General features: G+C 35.3%; 13 protein-coding genes. 9 read left to right on the top strand and 4 right to left on the bottom strand.

Going from position 1 to position 17,676, the window contains the following annotated elements; all coding sequences use genetic code 11:
- Positions 1–109: 109 nt before the first annotated feature.
- Together OPR26_RS03130 and ccmA are read left to right on the top strand one after the other, a co-directional pair.
- Positions 110–541: a hypothetical protein gene (locus OPR26_RS03130; RefSeq protein WP_253302784.1), complete on the top strand. Its 432-nt coding sequence runs from the start codon at positions 110–112 to the stop codon at positions 539–541.
- Positions 542–544: 3 nt separating this feature from the next.
- Positions 545–1,168, top strand: a complete 624-nt coding sequence (ccmA, locus tag OPR26_RS03125) for a heme ABC exporter ATP-binding protein CcmA (RefSeq protein WP_265016204.1) — start codon at positions 545–547, stop codon at positions 1,166–1,168.
- A 995-nt stretch (positions 1,169–2,163) separates the two neighbouring features.
- Here ccmA and pdhA read toward each other — a convergent pair.
- A complete protein-coding gene (pdhA, locus tag OPR26_RS03120) occupies positions 2,164–3,144 on the bottom strand; it encodes a pyruvate dehydrogenase (acetyl-transferring) E1 component subunit alpha (protein ID WP_265016203.1) in 981 nt (326 codons plus the stop codon).
- A gap of 65 nt (positions 3,145–3,209) precedes the next feature.
- On the opposite strand from pdhA, the gene hemJ reads away from it, so the two are divergent.
- A complete protein-coding gene (hemJ, locus tag OPR26_RS03115) occupies positions 3,210–3,638 on the top strand; it encodes a protoporphyrinogen oxidase HemJ (protein ID WP_265016202.1) in 429 nt (142 codons plus the stop codon).
- Positions 3,639–3,817: 179 nt separating this feature from the next.
- Positions 3,818–5,152, top strand: a complete 1,335-nt coding sequence (miaB, locus tag OPR26_RS03110; protein WP_265016201.1) for a tRNA (N6-isopentenyl adenosine(37)-C2)-methylthiotransferase MiaB — start codon at positions 3,818–3,820, stop codon at positions 5,150–5,152.
- A 123-nt stretch (positions 5,153–5,275) separates the two neighbouring features.
- On the opposite strand, the gene OPR26_RS03105 is transcribed toward miaB, so the two are convergent.
- A complete protein-coding gene (locus tag OPR26_RS03105) occupies positions 5,276–6,742 on the bottom strand; it encodes a peptide MFS transporter (protein WP_265016200.1) in 1,467 nt (488 codons plus the stop codon).
- A 178-nt stretch (positions 6,743–6,920) separates the two neighbouring features.
- Here OPR26_RS03105 and OPR26_RS03100 point away from each other — a divergent pair, with 178 nt between their 5' ends.
- Positions 6,921–10,403, top strand: coding sequence for an isoleucine--tRNA ligase (locus OPR26_RS03100; RefSeq protein ID WP_265016199.1), 3,483 nt, complete (start codon positions 6,921–6,923; stop codon positions 10,401–10,403).
- A 58-nt stretch (positions 10,404–10,461) separates the two neighbouring features.
- Entirely contained in the window at positions 10,462–13,209 is a 2,748-nt protein-coding gene (locus tag OPR26_RS03095; RefSeq protein WP_265016198.1) for a hypothetical protein, read from the top strand.
- Here OPR26_RS03095 and pheT read toward each other — a convergent pair.
- Together pheT and OPR26_RS03085 are read right to left on the bottom strand one after the other, a co-directional pair.
- Entirely contained in the window at positions 13,200–15,539 is a 2,340-nt protein-coding gene (gene pheT, locus OPR26_RS03090) for a phenylalanine--tRNA ligase subunit beta (RefSeq protein ID WP_265016197.1), read from the bottom strand. The genes OPR26_RS03095 and pheT overlap by 10 nt on opposite strands.
- 120 nt (positions 15,540–15,659) lie before the next feature.
- Positions 15,660–15,947, bottom strand: coding sequence for a hypothetical protein (locus OPR26_RS03085; RefSeq protein WP_077188073.1), 288 nt, complete (start codon positions 15,945–15,947; stop codon positions 15,660–15,662).
- A 229-nt stretch (positions 15,948–16,176) separates the two neighbouring features.
- Here OPR26_RS03085 and OPR26_RS03080 point away from each other — a divergent pair, with 229 nt between their 5' ends.
- Genes OPR26_RS03080 through OPR26_RS03070 form a run of 3 tightly spaced genes read left to right on the top strand, consistent with a single transcriptional unit; the run spans position 16,177 to position 17,672 of the window.
- Positions 16,177–16,902 (top strand): F0F1 ATP synthase subunit A, encoded by a 726-nt coding sequence (locus OPR26_RS03080; protein ID WP_022626288.1) that lies wholly within the window; start codon positions 16,177–16,179, stop codon positions 16,900–16,902.
- 59 nt (positions 16,903–16,961) lie between these two features.
- Positions 16,962–17,189 (top strand): F0F1 ATP synthase subunit C, encoded by a 228-nt coding sequence (locus OPR26_RS03075; protein WP_006014985.1) that lies wholly within the window; start codon positions 16,962–16,964, stop codon positions 17,187–17,189.
- A gap of 3 nt (positions 17,190–17,192) precedes the next feature.
- Positions 17,193–17,672, top strand: a complete 480-nt coding sequence (locus OPR26_RS03070; RefSeq protein ID WP_265016196.1) for a F0F1 ATP synthase subunit B family protein — start codon at positions 17,193–17,195, stop codon at positions 17,670–17,672.
- Positions 17,673–17,676: the final 4 nt, after the last annotated feature.

Genomic DNA, 17,676 nt, shown 5'->3' with positions numbered 1-17,676 from the left:
GAAATAGAGCAGTGTTGCTTTTATACTGTCTTTACCTGCAAAAAAATTGCACAATTTCTATAATTATGGTATAATAGTAAGGGTATTTTTAATGAATTAGATACAGGAAATGCCACTTGCACAGGTCATAACATATAGCGTAACATTACTTGCTGTAGCTGCAGTATTTCTCTTTTTGAGAAAAATATACAAAAATCGCATTAGAAAAATCATATTTCCTAGAAAAGTTTTTAAAGAAGAGTGGGAAGAAGATAGAAAATTCAATGAATTATATCAAAAAAATAAGCAAAAAGAGTTGATGAAACAACAAGAAACGCTACGCGAGAAACAAAAAGATGTGCAAGTTTATAAAGAAGATCCAGAAATAGTTGACATAGCAAAACCGGTAGGTAAATGGACAAAGATGGTTATGATGGGTAATGGTTTAATGCAGCGTTTTGCACAATTGATACATAGAGAAGGCGGCCAGAAAGGATTTTGGGAGCTGTTTGTAAAAGCTCAGGCTTCAACTCAAGGTAAACATAAGGGGAAGGGCAGATAATCCATGCTTGAATGTGAAAATTTATCCTGCGCTCGTAATAATAAGGTACTATTTAAGAATCTCAGTTTTAAAGCTGAGCCAAAATCAAAGATTCTAATCACTGGTCCAAATGGTAGTGGTAAAACCAGCTTAATTAGAAGTTTATCTGGACTTTTACCGCCGGTATCAGGCAATATAAGGCACTGCGGAAAAGACATATATGATGATCCAAAATCCTATATACCTTCTATGGTCTATATAGGCCATAAGAATGCCTGCAAGGATAGCTTAACTGTTACTCAAAACATAGAATTCTGGGCAGGAATACGAAATACTAGGGAATTGATTGTGGCAGCTATTTGTTGCTTGCAGTTGCAGCCTGTGCTTAATATTAGATATGGCGAACTTTCTGCAGGCTGGAGAAGAAGAGTTGCGCTTGCTCGCCTCTTGATTTCTAATGCAAACGTTTGGCTGATAGATGAACCATTTTGTAATCTTGATAGTGCAATATGTGAATTAGTGCTGAACCTAATCTCAATACGCTCTGAGCAAAATGGTATAGTAATTATTACAGGGCATAGCTCTACAGAGCAATTTTGTGATTTTACAACGATCGATATACGCGATTTCAATAGACTTCTTGCATAGTTTTTGGCAACAACTGTTATAAACAAAAACTTGCTTGACAAACCTCGCCAGCCCCCTTATCATGAAACTGAAGCTATTTTATTTAACTTCGCAATCTCTGCAGCAGATTAAAATGACAAGAAAACTTGTATTTGGCGTACTATTGTTTAATTCTTTGCACTATGTGCACCGTATGTCTTTATCAAATTTCTAGGTTTTTACCTATACAAGCTGAAACGCGCTTATAAAGCGTTCAAGACATCACCCAACGTCAAATTTTAAAATAGAGAGTGTAATAACTAGCTACCACGGGTTTTCTTTGCCTTTTTTTCTGCCTAGTAAATTTTTTAATGTTTATAGCTAAAAGTTAGTTGCAGTTTAAATGCAGCTGAGTCGCGGTTACTAAGTGTAAAAAACATAAAAAAACGCCAATACTGAAAATAGACAATGACTAGGGTTTCTTTTGCCTTTTTTTCGTTTGGTAAGTTTCTTAATATTCATGGCTAAAGATTGCACGAATGTTGCAATTACAAAAGCGTTTCTACTAGGAGGGTGTCATCCCAGTGCGTGACACTGGGATCTAATTTTTTATGCAAAATTACTATATTTATATATTTGCAAATAGATACAATTTGAAGTAATTTATACTATGAAGTTACGAAATGAGATCCCAGTGTCAAGCACTGGGATGACATCATAGGGGCTCGGATGACAAAAAAGGAGCACTGGAATGACAGGAGAAGGGGCTACTCGGATAACAAGAAAGAGGCTACTTGGATGACACCCTGACAATCGTCATCCCGCTACGTGTTAGCGGGATCTATGCTTTGAGATACCGCGGCGGTATGACGGTTAAGTAGGGTGTCATCCGAGTAGCTGACACTGGGATCTAGAAAAAAAGAAGCTGGATCCCAGTGTCTGGGCACTGGGATGACAAGAAAAAGGCTACTTAGATGACGGGAGAATTGAATGGCATCGTTTACTATACAATGTTTGTACAGTTCTGGATAAAAAAATTAGCTAACAAATTTATAAACATCAGTATACAACTCATCAACGCTTGGTTCTTTACTATTTTTGGCAAAATCTTCCGACTTTTTTACTAAATCACGTACTTCCTTATCAATTACTTTACATTCTTCTTCTGAAGCAATTTTATTATCTATCATGTATTTCTTTAAAGTGCCTATAGGGTCATGATTTTGCTTCATATCTTCAACTTCTTCTTTTAAGCGATAAGTAGCAGGATCTGACATCGAATGGCCGCGATATCGATATGTCTTCATTTCAAGCAGGATAGGCCCTTTTCCGCTGCGTGTGTGTTCCGCTGCTTCGCTTGTAGCCGCATAAACAGAGAAAAAATCCATTCCATCAACTTGTTTTCCAGAAATACCAAAACTTTCTCCTTTTTTATATAACTCTGTTACTAAAGTTGATCTTTGCACAGAAGTTCCCATTGCGTATTCGTTATTTTCTATGATGTAAACCACAGGCAACTTCCACAAAGCTGCCATATTAAATGATTCATATACTTGTCCTTGATTTGCAGCACCGTCACCAAAATACGTGAATACCACGTTATCTTTTTTCTTATATTTATTAGCAAATGCTATTCCTGTGCCAATTGGAACTTGTGCTCCCACTATTCCATGTCCACCGAAGAATTTTTTTTCAACGTCAAATACGTGCATCGAACCACCTTTACCTTTCGAGCATCCTGTTTCTTTGCCAGTGAGTTCTGCCATTACAACATTTGGATCAGAATCACATGCGAGCATTAAGCCATGGTCTCTATAACTTGTGATAAAAGCGTCACCTAATTTTGATGCAGCTTGAGTTCCAACTGCAACTGCTTCCTGTCCTATTGATAGGTGACAGAACCCGCCTATTAATCCCATTCCATATAATTGGCCTGCTTTTTCCTCAAATCTGCGTATGAGTAGCATTTTCCTGTAGAATCCAATTATCTGTTCTTTAGTGAAATTTTCTGCTTTCATATCGATTTCTTTTTCATTAAACTAAGATAATATCAGAAATTTTTAACATTTTATAATAAATCTCAATGGATTACTACCACTGGCTTGAGGCTTTTCACGTTATCTCCGTCATTATGTGGATGGCAGGTATGCTTTATTTACCCAGGCTTTATGTCTACCACGCAACTGTAAAACCGGGATCGGAAAATGATAGCTTGCTTCAAACAATGGAAAAGAGGCTACTTAGATATATCATAAACCCTGCAATGCTTTTCTCACTTGGTTTGGGAATGACATTAATGATTATAAGAGAAGCATATCGCGAAGGGTGGTTTCATGTGAAAGCACTAGCATTATTTTTTATGTTTGCTATTCATGGACTGCTTGCAAAATACAGAAAAGATTTTGCAATGGGTTCAAATGAAAAAAAACACGTTTATTTTCGTGTTTTAAATGAAGCAGTTACAGTATTGATAATAGTTATAGTTATTATGGTTGTTGTAAAACCTTTTTGAAGGTTTACCAATGATTTTTACAGGGGTACTGGTGAATCAAGTTGCAATAGCTGTGTGCTTGACATTGGGATCCAATTTTATAAAAATCTATTGTGCTAGCAAGTTCACTAGCGTCACGCGCTGGTCTGTTGGACATTTAATGTGATTATATGTAGGGTTTTGAAAAAGACATACCAAATATGAAAGGCCTATATATTAAAACTTACGGCTGTCAGATGAACGTTTATGACTCCGTTTTAATGGAAAATATAATTAAACCTTTGGGGTTCAACGTTGTTAGTGATGCAGAAAAAGCTGATTTGGTGATACTGAACACTTGTCACATTAGAGAGAAGGCAGCAGAAAAGCTTTATTCTGAGCTCGGGAAGATTCATTCGTCACGAAAAGAAATTACTATAGTGGTGGCTGGATGTGTAGCGCAAGCAGAGGGAGAAGAAGTATTCAGAAGGGCTCCATTTGTGGATATTGTTGTTGGTCCGCAGAGTATCGCTACCTTACCGGAGCTGATAGTTAAAGCAAGCAGAAGTAAAGGTCATGTAATAAACACTGATTTTCCTGAAGTTGCAAAATTTGATAAATTGCCAGATGAATGCTATGGCAATAGCCAGGGATCTTCTGCGTTTCTTGCCATACAAGAAGGTTGTGATAAATTTTGTACGTTTTGTGTGGTGCCCTACACTCGCGGAGCCGAGTATTCACGACCAGTAAATGAAATATTCCGCGAAGCATTGAAATTAGTTGCAAATGGAGCAAGGGAAATCAATCTACTCGGTCAAAACGTCAATGCTTACCATGGGAAATGCGAAGGGGAAGTGTGGGATTTAGGAAAATTAATTAGTCATATTGCTAAAATTGAAAAGCTAGAAAGAATCCGCTATACAACTTCCCATCCAAGAGATATGCACGAATCTCTCTACTTGGCACATGCGGAAGAGCCAAAACTCATGCCGTTTGTTCACCTGCCTGTGCAGTCAGGTTCGAATAAAATATTGCACGCGATGAACAGGAAACACACTGCAGAGGAGTATTTGGAAATGATAGACAGAATTCGCAAATTGAAACCTGAAATCGAATTTTCTTCTGATTTTATTGTTGGTTTTCCTGGAGAAACCGAAAAAGATTTTGAAGAAACTATAAAATTAGTAGAAAAAGTTAGATATGCTCAGGCTTATAGCTTTAAATATAGCCCAAGACCAGGTACGCCAGGAGCAGAAAGAAAAGATCAAGTACCAGAAGAGGTTAAAACAGAACGCCTTCTTCGTTTACAGAAATTAATTAGTAAGCAACAACTTGAGTTTAACCAGAGTATGGTGGGCAAGACTGTTCCTGCTTTGTTCAGTGATAAAAAAGGTAAACATCAAAACCAAATTATTGGTAAAAGCCCATATATGCAATCAGTGTGCATTGATGATCCTGAAGGTAAATACAGGGACAAAATAGTAAACGTGAAAGTATTGGAAGCTCGGCAAAATAGTTTATTGGGTGTGCCTTTCACTGATTTTAAGCAGCGTTAAATATAAGTCTTAAGCAAAGAGTATTGAAAAAATGCAATCATAATCTTTTTCAAAAATTACAAAGTTTAATTGCTACCTCTGCTGAACGGGTACCTTAAACCTACAAATTTGAGCTTACCTATATCAATTTTTTGTGTAAGATGAGCTAGTAATAACTTTATGTATTAAGTTAAAGAAAAGTAAAAATATAATACTTATTACTAGATTCAATATTCCCAACTTTAAGAAACCTTCTTTATATATTTCTAAAGATTCTAAATAATTTATTTTACCATTTACTGAAGGAACTGACATAAATTTTGATATTGCAACTCCGGCTAGGTTAGAAAACGCTAATGACAGCATTACTATACCCATCACTACTCCTCCAAGGTTTTTGGGGGCTAGTGTAGTTGTTTGTTCGTGGACTAATGGAGCAATACATAATTCTCCCAGTCCCATAAAGGAGATAGCAATTATTAAATATAAGTATTCTACTTTACCTTCGCTGTTAGAGTTTAGGCATCCTATGTACAGTATGAAAAAACACATAGCCATTGTCAAAAGGCCAAGGGTAAATATGGAAGTTGCATATTCTTTCTTAAACTTCATGTATGTTCCAAAAAGAAAGCCAAATATTATAATTGACAAAGGATTTATAGCTTGAAAAACTGAAGCTGGAATTTTTATACCTAATACATTGTTAATAACGTTTCTTTCGGTAAATAAGTTAATCAAGGAGCCAAGCTGCATTTCTAAAGCGAAAAAACACAAGAAAAATATCACAAGAATAGATAATGCCACTAATTTTCGTCTTTGTTCTGCTGATGATTTAGATATTATATAAATAAATATACCTAGAGCTGTTATCCCAACAAACATAAGCACATTAGTAAAAAATTCACTATATATAAGCATTTTAGCAATTATTGATGATAACAGAAGACTTCCTATCAATACTATACCAAAAATTTTAATTCCGAATATGCGCTTATTCATAAGCTCTGGATAAGGAGAAAAGCCGCTATCTCCTAAAAGACTCTGAAATTTGAGAAAAATGATGAGCCCTATGAACATCCCAATACCAGCTAAACCAAAGCCATAGTGCCAGCCAAACAAGTGGGCTACATAACCGCATGAAATGGAAGCCAATATTGATCCAATATTCACACTTACGTAAAATAAAGTAAAGCCCCTGCCACGTTCAGGATTGCCTTTACCATAACATGAACTAAGTAGGTTAGTTACATTTCCTTTAAACATACCAGTACCTACAGCTATTAGAGATAAACTTAAATATAATAAACCTGGTTCAAACTCAACTAATGACATGCAAGCGTGACCTGCTATTGTCACTATCACTCCAAGCAATACCATGTTGCGGAATCCCATCAACTTATCAGCTAAAAAACCTCCAAGTATTGGCATAGCATAAGCTGTTGCAGCAAATAATGAGTAAACAGTAAAGGCCCTCTTATCAGTGAAACCTAAGTGAGAAGTCAAAAATAGGACCAAAAGTGCCCTCATTCCATAGTAAGAGAAACGTTCCCACATTTCAACAAAGCACAACATTTTTAAAAATTGTGGAAACTTATCTGCCTTCTGATTCATAAAATACCTCCCTAAAGCTTGGGTTAATGTTAAGTAAAACAATAAAAACTGCAAGTAAAACTTAAAAAAAGGTATTGGAAGCTCGGCAGAATAGTTTGTTGGGGTGTGAGCTACGGAAATATTTTTGAATTTGTAATTTTTCAGAAAGCCCTATATTCTTTAGTTTTACATAGCGAACATGAAGTCAAAGCATTATCCTGATACAGTAAGTAGTCCTGATTTTTCATCGTTAGAAAAGGAAATCATAAAATTTTGGCAGGAAAATAAAGTTTTTGAGCGGTCAGTTGGAGAACGTTCTAAGGATAATTGTTTTGTGTTTTATGATGGCCCTCCATTTGCAAATGGTCTTCCACATTATGGACATTTACTCACTGGTTTCATCAAAGACGCATTTGCAAGATATCAAACTATGCTTCAAAAAAGGGTTGAACGTAGATTTGGTTGGGATTGCCATGGATTACCGGCTGAAATGGGTGCAGAAAAAGAACTTGGAATATCTGGCAGAACTGAGATAGAAAAATTCGGCATTGAAAAATTCAATAACCATTGTCGTACTTCTGTAATGAGATTTTCATCAGAGTGGGAAAAATATGTCAATAGGCAGGCAAGGTGGGTGGATTTTCATAATGACTATAAAACCATGGATAAATCATTCATGGAGTCGGTCATGTGGGCATTTAAACAGCTTTATGATAAGGGTCTAGTGTATGAATCAGTGCGCGTTGTACCATATAGCTGGGCATGCGAAACTCCATTATCTAATTTCGAAACAAGGCTTGATAACGCGTATAGAGAAAAAGTTAGCAAAGCTGTAACTGTTGCATTTGAGCTTTTAGAAAACCCACAGCAATTTAAAAGTGTTAAACGAAAGTGTAAATTACTTGCTTGGACTACAACTCCTTGGACGTTGCCGAGCAACTTGGCTTTAGCAATAGGAAAAGATATTAAGTATTGTGCAGTGTCAGTCCACCCTTTGATGTCATTCCAGCGCGTGACGCTGGAATCTATTTCTGGATCCCAGTGTCTGGGCACTGGGATGACAGGGAGTAGTGAAGGAAGTTCAATGAATGGTGAAATATACATTTTTGCTGAAAGCTACCTAGAAAAATTTATCAGCCACTGTGAACAAAGCAATATTCCATATGAAGACTGCAATATAAAACTTAAAGCGAATGATCTTGTAGATCTTTCCTATAAGCCGCTGTTTGATTACTTTAAAGATACAAAGAATGCATTCCGTGTTTTTGTTGCTGATTATGTTACAGGAGAAGATGGTACTGGCGTTGTACACACTGCTCCTGGATTTGGTGAGGAAGATTTTTACCTTTGCCAAAGCCATGATATTCCAGTTATTTGTCCAATTGATCACAGTGGAAAATTTACTGCTGAAGTTTCAGATTTGGCAGGGGTTCATGTTTTTGATACCAATGATACAGTAATAAAAAAATTAAAAGGGCAGGGGAGTTGGTTCAAAACTGAACAATATATTCACAATTATCCACACTGCTGGAGAACTGACACTCCTTTGATCTACCGTACTATGCCTTCTTGGTATGTTGCCGTTACAAAATTCAAAAGCAGAATGGTAGAGCTAAACAAGAGAGTTAATTGGATACCAAACCACATTAGAGATGGTCAATTTGGAAAATGGCTTGAAGGGGCACACGACTGGTCAATTTCACGCAATCGATTCTGGGGTACGCCAATCCCTGTATGGAAATCAGATGATGCGAGATATCCAAGAGTGGATGTATATGGTTCGATGGCAGAACTAGAGCGAGATTTTAATGTTAAAATAGATGATTTGCACAGACCGTTTATCGATACTTTAACAAGACCAAATCCTGATGACCCAACAGGAAAATCGGTTATGCGGCGTGTGCCTGACGTGTTTGACTGCTGGTTTGAGTCTGGCTCGATGCCATTTGCGCAAGTCCACTATCCGTTTGAAAATAAGGAGTGGTTTGAATCTGCAGATTTTATCACTGAATACATAGCGCAAACCAGGGGGTGGTTTTATACGCTCTTTGTATTGTCCACTGCTTTGTTTGATAGGGAACCATTTAAGAACTGCATATGCCACGGTGTTGTTTTGGATGTAAAAGGGCAAAAATTGTCCAAACGTTTGAATAACTATGCAGATCCAATGGAGGTTTTTGATAGATACGGTTCTGATGCACTGCGTTTTCTTATGCTTTCTGGATCTATTGTTTGTGGTGGTAATTTGCTACTCGATAAAGAAGGAAACTCAATACGAGATGTTTTGAAAAACGTAATAAAACCTATTTGGAACAGTTATCACTTTTTTACTATGTATGCAAATGCAGATGGAATTAAAGCTGAAGTTTGTAAGGATTATCAAAGTACTATTGATCGCTACATGATTTCCAAATGTTTTGAAGCTATAGAAAGTATCCAAGCTTCTATGAACAGCTATAACTCCCAAGAGGCTTGCAAAATTTTAATGAACTTTTTTGAAGTGCTAAATAATTGGTATATTCGTCGCAGTCGCGAGCGTTTTTGGAAAAGTGATTTGGATCAGGATAAAACTGATGCTTATAATGTTCTATATACGGTTTTTTATTACATACTAAGAGCTGCAGCTCCTTTGTTGCCACTTATAACAGAGAATATATGGCAAGGGCTTAAGTATGAAGAAACATCTGTTCATTTGGCTAATTTTCCACAATTAGAGAAGTTTGATAGTCAGCTCATTGCCAAGATGGATTTAGTGAGAGAGATATGCAACTCTGCGCTCTCTATTAGAAACACTTTTAACATACGTATCAGACAACCACTTAGTAGTATGACGATTTATCATCAGTCTTCCTGTAGTTTTCTTGAAGGTGAGCCGTTTTCTGTCATCCCAGAGTTCTCTCCTGTCATCCCAGAGCTCTTTCCCGTCATCCCAGAGTTCTCTCCTGTCATCCGAGTAGCTGACACTGGGATCCAGAAAGAAAAAAGTGCTGGAATGACACCAAGCATGAATGAATATCAAGAGATGATAAAAGATGAGGTGAATATAAAAAAACTAGAGTTGGTAAACAAACTTGAAGATATTGCGTCACTAGAATTAAAGCTAAACTTTCCTATGCTTGGGAAAAGAATTCCAGGCAAGATCAAAAAATTAGTTCAGTATGTAAAACAAGGGAAATGGTGGCAAGTTGAAGAAACTGTCATCCCAGTGCTTGACACTGGGATCCAGATGCAGATTCCAGCGTCACGCGCTGGAATGACAGAAGGTTCCGCAAAAGGTTCAATATTTTTAGGAGATGAAACAGAGAACTATGTTATAGAAAAAGGCGAATATGAACTATTATTAAAAGCAAACAGTGAATTTTCCTCCGTGTTTGATAACAACAAAGGGATTGTGATTCTGAACACCACTTTAAATGATGAATTGATTCTAGAAGGGCTTGCAAGAGATGTTGTGAGGCTCATTCAGGAAACCAGGAAACAAGCTGATTTTCATATGTCCGATAGAATCAGAGTAATAATCAAAACAGGAGATGAGAAAATTAAGGAAGCAATAAATACGTGGATTGAATATATAAAAGAGCAGACCCTTACCTTATCTTTGGACATTAATACAGAAATTGGAACTAACTTTTATTCTAAGGAATATCAGGATTTAAGTGTTGGTATTAGGTTAAATTATTAGTAGTTGAAAGTTGTCATTGTTTATGCTATACTTAGGTTACTTGAGGTAAGGTTATAATATGAATAAGGCTGTTGCAGATGATTATGAAAAAGTTGTTAACAATAGTGATGGTTTAGGTAAAGTAGAATCTTTTTCCAATGTTGCTTTGGAAGAGGAAGAAGAGTTTTTTGATGCTATGGAAGCTGTTTCTAATGTAGAAGAAGGGAATAATTTAGGTCTTGCTACTTCAGAAGAGGAAGAAGAATTTTTTGATGCTGTGGAAGAACAAGAGCCGTTAGCTAATTTTAACGTTCCACTCAGTATATTTCATTATAAAGATTATAACTCTGATTTTTTTACTTCCTGGTATAATATATCAAGCGAAATATTTAAGGAAATAAATAGAACTTGCCCAGAAAAGAAAATATTAAATTTAGCTCTGTCAGTTTTAATGCTTCCTTATATTGCTTTTACTGCACTGGGATTAGTCGTATGCAGTAGATTTCAAGCAAACAGCAAGACACAAGACAGTGTAGGGGAAGATAAGACAAAAAAGAGTGAAACTGGCGTGCCAAAAAGATTGGCATATGGCGCTCTTGCTGCAATAGCAATCTTTGTTAATGTAACTGTGCTTGTAGCCTTAATTGTTCCTGCAACAGTTGCTTTGGCTACTTTCTATCTTTTAAATAGAGAGCTATCTCATTCTTTAGTTACTGTGCTTAAAATAAGTATGGGGCTGTACTCTAATAAGCACCAAAATATCGAGGTATCTTTTCATGAAAAGGAAGTTTCTAGTACAAGCATTGCATGTGATATGGAAATAAAATTTCCACCACAATTTAAACAATTACTTAGAGATTTATGTGAAGATGAAAATAATAAGTGGTTTAGTGTGACACAGGATGCAGAGCGTAATATCGTACTGAAATTGTCAACTAACATCGATTTAAAAAATGGTCTTAAGCCCTTACGTAATGAAATCAAGGATGTCCTTGCAACTTCTATTCAAGAATTTGCGAAGACTATGGAAGAACTGATAAAGCTAGAAAAGAAAGAGATTACATATGATAAATTGAAGGAATTATTGAACGAATTCAAGTCGAAAGTGGTAGATAGTATAGGTCATAATTTGACAAGTCACTTAATACAAAGTGCTTATCAAGTTGCCTTTATACAAGCAATTAAGTTTCAGCGAGATAGACGGAAAGAAGATTTTTCACTAGAAGATGAGATAAGAAATACTTTGGTAAGACAAGAATTGGAGAATCAAGGTAAGGAATTGCCAAGTGAAAAAGAAATGATAATAAAAGATCTGAAAAAAGCAGGAGCAAAAGTACCGGATGTTTTAGATGATAGTGAGCTTCCTATATTTAAAGCAGAATGGAAGCGGCTTAAAGAAGAAAGGAAGATAGCTAAGAGAACAATTATTGATGTTTATAAATATATACATAGTAGAGAAACAGAGACAGCTCTAGGTAATGCTGAAGAAGAGATTAATCTTTTAAAAGAAGAAGGACAAAAAAGATATATTAGGATACATGAAAAATTGAAAGAAATATATGGAGATGTAAAAAAGAATAATTTAGCAGGTGATGTTTTAAGAAGAAGGTTAGAAGGTCTTTTTAAGTTCGAGTATGATGATCAAGAAGTTGAGCAAAGGCTAGTAAAATCAGTAATGAAAAAAGCCAAGGGTGAGTTAGGCCTATTAGGCATGCTCAGCTTAATAGACCAGTTTCGGAATTTAGAAAAGGAGATAAAAGGTTCTTTGAGTGAGAATTTAAAAGAAGCTTCAGATAAAGTAAATGCTTTTGTAGCAAAGATATATTTAGAAATAACGAAATGCAAAAAACAAAATGTACTCAAAGGCCAAGCAAAGGGTATAGAGGATTCATGTAAGCTGTTAGAGGAAAAGGAGCCGGATTTAGTACAGAGGATTAATGCGCACCGAGCGGAAATTGCAGAATGCTTAGAGCAACCTATATCGTTAAGGAAAGTAATAGAAGAAAATGAGGATTTAAACAAATATTTAGAAGGTGAGCGAAATAGGAAAGGAGAACAGCATCCAAGTACAAAATTAATAGAGAAGCATTTGAAAAATAACCAAGAAATTCTCAAAGCATTAAAACAGTTAGAATTAGAAGAAAAAGGATTGTTGATAAATGAAGAAACAACAAATGATTACAGAGAAGAACTAGAATCTTGTGAAAAGATAAAGTTTGCAATAATAGAGGGTGATTTACTGAAGGCGTTCGAGCATGAAACTTTTAACGAAGAAGCAGTTAAGAAGTTGTTAGAGGAAGCGGAACTTGAATACTATTTGGCAGAAAGATGCATAAAAAGTCCTGTGATAAAAACAAAAAATAATATCAAGCACTTTTGTCAAGATTTATTATCTCCTCTGGTAGACAGGTTAGCGAACCTTATAATAAATAATGTACCAAAAGATAATGAGAGTGGTTTGTGGAGGTCTTGGAACTCTCTCAAAGTTGGTGTTAATTATAATGTGATTGGATGGTCAGCTACCGTAAACAAAGATAATAGCACAGAAGGGAAAGCGTTAAGTGTGGTACGTGGTGCTCATAAAGAAGTAGAGACATTTCTTCAACATTTTCAGTCAAGTTATGAAGAAATCGGAACTTTTTTAGGTAGTTTATTTTCTGATGATGGGGTAACATTTAAAAATGATGTATGGCCTAAAGTAGAAGAGCATTTGCATGGAATGTGGGATAGATTTTTTAAGGATATTGAATTCAAGATTGGAAATAGATTGGATGAAGTAAGTGTGACACAGCAACGGCAGGAAACTATGATTGTGACTCAACGATAAGTTCTCAAAGTTCCTCCGGTATTTTCACATACTAAATTAACTATAGCACTTGATTCTTTTTGGATCTCTTTTTCAGTTAAAGTGTGAGTTGGAGAGCAGAAAGTAACTGACAATGCTATAGACATCTTATTCGATTCTATATTATTTCCATGGTATACGTCAAATACTAAAACTTCTGTGATGAGCTCTGAGCTTTTTTTTACCACATTGATTATGTTACCTACTTTCACATCCTTATTTACAATAAATGCAAAATCACGTTTTACACTTTGGTATTTATAATCGATAAATTTCTTTCTACTTACAGGTAAATTTTCAATATTTTCTAATATCACCTCAAAACCTACAACTTTTTGCTTGATATCAAAAAGATCTAATATATTAGGATGCAACTTTCCAAAATAACCTGCTACTTTATTCTTAAAAGAGAGAGTACCTGACTTTCCTGGGTGATAATGTTCTTTTTCTGCTCTCTCTATCGTTAAATTATCACAATTGACGTTAAAAAACTCCAAAGCTGCTATGCAATCAGCCTTTGCGTCAAAAACATCTACTTTTCTATCAGTATTATAATGGTTTCGCGGTAAATTATTTCCTGTTCTTATCCCACTTAAAACATGTTTAGACCGAGCTTCACCATCGTAAATTGGCCCAATTTCGAAGATTGCAAGATCAGATATTCCATGGGCAATATTATCAGCAGTAACTTGCAATAAATTTGGCATAATACTTGGTCTCATTATATTAAAGCTATTGTTAAACGGATTATCGATGATAAATAACTTATTCGAGTAACCAAATTTTTCAGCTGTTGATTCACTCATAAACGACCAGGTTAGCACTTCATGAAACCCTCTGTTTGTCATCAAAATACGCAAATTGTCGTATGTACTATCTACTTCTTCAACATTATTTGGTAGTGGTTCTTCTTTTATTTTGTCATAGCCGTATATCCTTGTTACTTCTTCGATTAGGTCAGCCGGTATTGTCACGTCCGGTCTCCAGCTTGGTACTTGTACATTCCAATTGCCTTCGGTTTTTTTATCAATACTAAACCCTAGTTTCGTTAAGATATCAAGCACCTCATCAGGCGATACAGACACACTTCCAAACTTGTTCACATCCTGATAATCAAAGCTCACCTTGGTGTCAGCACTATCTAAACTGCCAGCAGACACTACGCTTGAGGTTTCTCCACCACATAAGTCCAGAATCATTTTAGCTGCAAGGTTGAGTCCATCAAAAGTAAATCCAGGATCAACTGAACGTGCAAATCTGTAACTAGCGTCTGTGGAGATGCCGAGCTGCCTTGAAGATTTAGTAATAGAGATGGGATCGAACCAAGCAGACTCTAAAAAGATATCAGTAGTTTCAAGAGTACATTCACTGCACTTACCACCTATAATTCCAGCAATTCCATGAATATTTTTATCACCTGCAATAACGCTTATGTCTTTGTTTAATAAGTATTCTTTACCGTTCAAACCAGCAAATTTTTCTCCGTCGTTTGCTTTGCGTACTGTGAGCTCTCCTTCTATTTTTTTTGCATCATACGCGTGCATTGGGCGGCTGAAAGATATCATAATATAGTTCGTGATATCAACTATTGCAGAAATGGAGCGCATTCCTATCGATTCCAGCCTATCTTTTAACCATTTTGGGCTTTCTTGATTTTTTACATTGGCGATGTATATTCCACTAATAAAACTTTCCCCGTCAGTAACTTCAACATCGATTGGTGAATTTATGGAGCTGGTAAGTTGTGGAATGCTTAAAGTCTTTAATGTCCCAATTCCAGTTGCAGCAAGGTCGCGAGCTATTCCATAAATGCCTAAGCAATCTCCACGGTTTGGAGTAACATTTATATCAATTACAGGGTCACAATTGAAAAATTTATCCCCTACTTTATAATCATCGGAAAGCTCGATTATTCCTTCACTTTCCTCTTGAACCAGCGCAAGTTCAGAAGCAGAGCAGAGCATCCCTTCACTTAGCATTCCTCGTATTTTTGTGGACTTAATTGTGAGATCACTTTCTGGCAACGTGCTACCAAGAGATGCAAGTACAGTTTTCATACCTTCTCTAACATTGTTTGCTCCACAGACTATTTGTAGAATTTTACTTCCATCATTTACTTTACATAATTTTAATTTATCAGCATTTGGATGAGGTACGACTTCTAATACCTCTGCAACAATAAACCCAGTCAATCTGGAATTATCGATCACATCTTCTACTTCTAACCCTATGTGAGTTAATTTATCGGTAATTTCTTCTAAACTAGCATTGGTTTCTAAGTGTTCTAATAACCAAGATAATGTGAATTTCATGGACCTAAAAAGAAGTGAAAAAGTTATTGTAATGTAAAATGTAGTGATTTTAAAGCTTATTGTAGTGGAATGAAAAGTGACTTCTGTATCACAAGCAATGATGCAGAAGTTTTTGTAACTTTATATCTTCTTGTAAAGAGAATTTATCTTCTTTATATCACCTTTTAAATCTATCTCCGTAAAGGATTTAAGATTCATATTGTGGGTATCTGCATGGAAGCTATGAATGTAGCCATCTATAGTTAAGTCTCCTATCATATTATGGCTTTCATCTAGTATTTCGCTTCCTATTTGATAATGGCCAGTATATTCGTTAAAGGAACCATCTGTCAATTTGATGTATCCGTTACCAAATTCCTGCTCTAAATTTAAAGGATGATTAGCGTTAATAAAATCTATTTCGTTCATTATATACCTCACTAAAAATTAAATTATAATTAAAATAAGATGTTAAGTTAAATAATTTAATAAGATTAGTAAATTTTAAAATACAGAGCTGACTGTAATTAACACTCTAATTACATATTTTGTTAATGTATCAATGTTATAATAACACAGAGCCTTATCTTAACCCTTGACTTTGTCCTATAAAATTCATACTTTATTTACTGTTATAGTTCAAGTACATAGGGTCAAAATGGCGTTAAATCCGCTAGAGCAATTTAAAGTATATACAATAATAGAGTTACCTAGGTTATTTGGGTATGACGTAAGCTTTACCAATTCATCTTTTTTCACGATGATTTCGGTGATATTGATGATACTCTTTTTGCTTTTTGGAATAAAGAAGGGGTCAGTAATACCGGGATATTTGCAAGCTGCAGTTGAGTATGTATATGATTTTGTTATTTCAATAATAGAAAATAACACTGGAAGCAAAGGCTTGCAGCACATTCCATTGATATTCACAGTATTTATTTTCATTTTATCGTGTAATTTAGTTGGTGTTCTTCCTTATAGTTTCACGGTCACAAGTCATGTGATAGTCACCTTCGCTTTATCGATGGTGGTTTTTATTTATATAACGATTGTTGGATTTAAAGAAAGGGGAGTAGAATTTTTACGCATATTGCTACCAAAAGGAACTCCTTCGTGGCTTGCACCTATAATAATTATTATTAAGTTGTTTGCTTATTTAGTAAGGCCGGTTAGCCTATCAATAAGGCTTGCAGCAAATATGATTGCTGGTCATACAATCATCAAAGTGATAGCAGGGTTTATTGTAAATATGAACATATTTTTCACTCCTGCGCCGTTTTTGTTCATAATTGCATTGATAGGATTTGAAGTATTTGTTGCAATTTTACAAGCTTATATATTTACTATATTAACATGTGTATATTTGTCAGATGCAGTAAAGTAATTGACTTCCTTGTAGAATATTTTACAATTATATTATAAAGAAATAATTAAAGGTAATATATGGATTTAGTAGCTTTAAAATTTATAGCAATTGGTTTAGCTGTGTTTGGAATGCTCGGTGCTGGTTTAGGTATAGCTAATATCTTCTCTGCTATGTTAAATGGGATTGCGAGAAACCCTGAATCAGAAGGTAAAATGAAAAGTTATGTTTATATTGGTGCTGCCATGGTTGAAATCATGGGATTGCTTGCGTTTGTACTTGCAATGTTATTAATATTTGCTGCTTAACAGATGCCACAGCTTGATGTTTCAACCTTCTTTTCTCAAGTTTTTTGGTTTTTAATTTTTTTCTCTTCACTTTTTTTCGTAGTAAGTTGTTTATTTTTGCCAAAGTTAGATGAAATAATAAGCACTAGAAGTAAAGAAGTATTGGATTCTTTTAATAGTTCTGTTCATCTTTTAAGACTCACGGAAGATCAGGTTGCCAAGTATAATGCCGCTTTAAACCAAGCTAGAATACAGGCAAAAAAAATCATAGATGATGCACTTGCTCAGGTAGAAGAAATGAGAGCTAATGTTAAGAATATATTAGAAGAGGAAGACAAAAAAATGAGCAAGCTTATTGAAGAAAAAGTGGCAAAATTTAAATTTGAGTATACTGATCAGTTAAAACAAATGGCTACTAGTATTGCTTTAATTTATTATACTAAATTGACTAATTCTGAAATTGAAGAGGAATTTATTGCTGACTTGGTGTCCAAAGAATTTTAGGGGT

Source organism: Wolbachia endosymbiont (group A) of Anoplius nigerrimus (genome assembly GCF_947251795.1).
In the GTDB taxonomy this organism is placed as follows: domain Bacteria; phylum Pseudomonadota; class Alphaproteobacteria; order Rickettsiales; family Anaplasmataceae; genus Wolbachia.
This window is presented reverse-complemented; position numbering and strand designations above follow the sequence as displayed.

Coding starts and splice junctions, on each gene's coding strand:
- OPR26_RS03085 (WP_077188073.1), bottom strand. CDS start 15,947: ATGAACGAAATAGATTTTATTAACGCTAATCATCCTTTAAATTTAGAG.
- OPR26_RS03070 (WP_265016196.1), top strand. CDS start 17,193: ATGCCACAGCTTGATGTTTCAACCTTCTTTTCTCAAGTTTTTTGGTTT.
- OPR26_RS03105 (WP_265016200.1), bottom strand. CDS start 6,742: ATGAATCAGAAGGCAGATAAGTTTCCACAATTTTTAAAAATGTTGTGC.
- pdhA (WP_265016203.1), bottom strand. CDS start 3,144: ATGAAAGCAGAAAATTTCACTAAAGAACAGATAATTGGATTCTACAGG.
- OPR26_RS03095 (WP_265016198.1), top strand. CDS start 10,462: ATGAATAAGGCTGTTGCAGATGATTATGAAAAAGTTGTTAACAATAGT.
- pheT (WP_265016197.1), bottom strand. CDS start 15,539: ATGAAATTCACATTATCTTGGTTATTAGAACACTTAGAAACCAATGCT.
- hemJ (WP_265016202.1), top strand. CDS start 3,210: ATGGATTACTACCACTGGCTTGAGGCTTTTCACGTTATCTCCGTCATT.
- OPR26_RS03100 (WP_265016199.1), top strand. CDS start 6,921: ATGAAGTCAAAGCATTATCCTGATACAGTAAGTAGTCCTGATTTTTCA.
- OPR26_RS03075 (WP_006014985.1), top strand. CDS start 16,962: ATGGATTTAGTAGCTTTAAAATTTATAGCAATTGGTTTAGCTGTGTTT.
- ccmA (WP_265016204.1), top strand. CDS start 545: ATGCTTGAATGTGAAAATTTATCCTGCGCTCGTAATAATAAGGTACTA.
- miaB (WP_265016201.1), top strand. CDS start 3,818: ATGAAAGGCCTATATATTAAAACTTACGGCTGTCAGATGAACGTTTAT.
- OPR26_RS03080 (WP_022626288.1), top strand. CDS start 16,177: ATGGCGTTAAATCCGCTAGAGCAATTTAAAGTATATACAATAATAGAG.
- OPR26_RS03130 (WP_253302784.1), top strand. CDS start 110: ATGCCACTTGCACAGGTCATAACATATAGCGTAACATTACTTGCTGTA.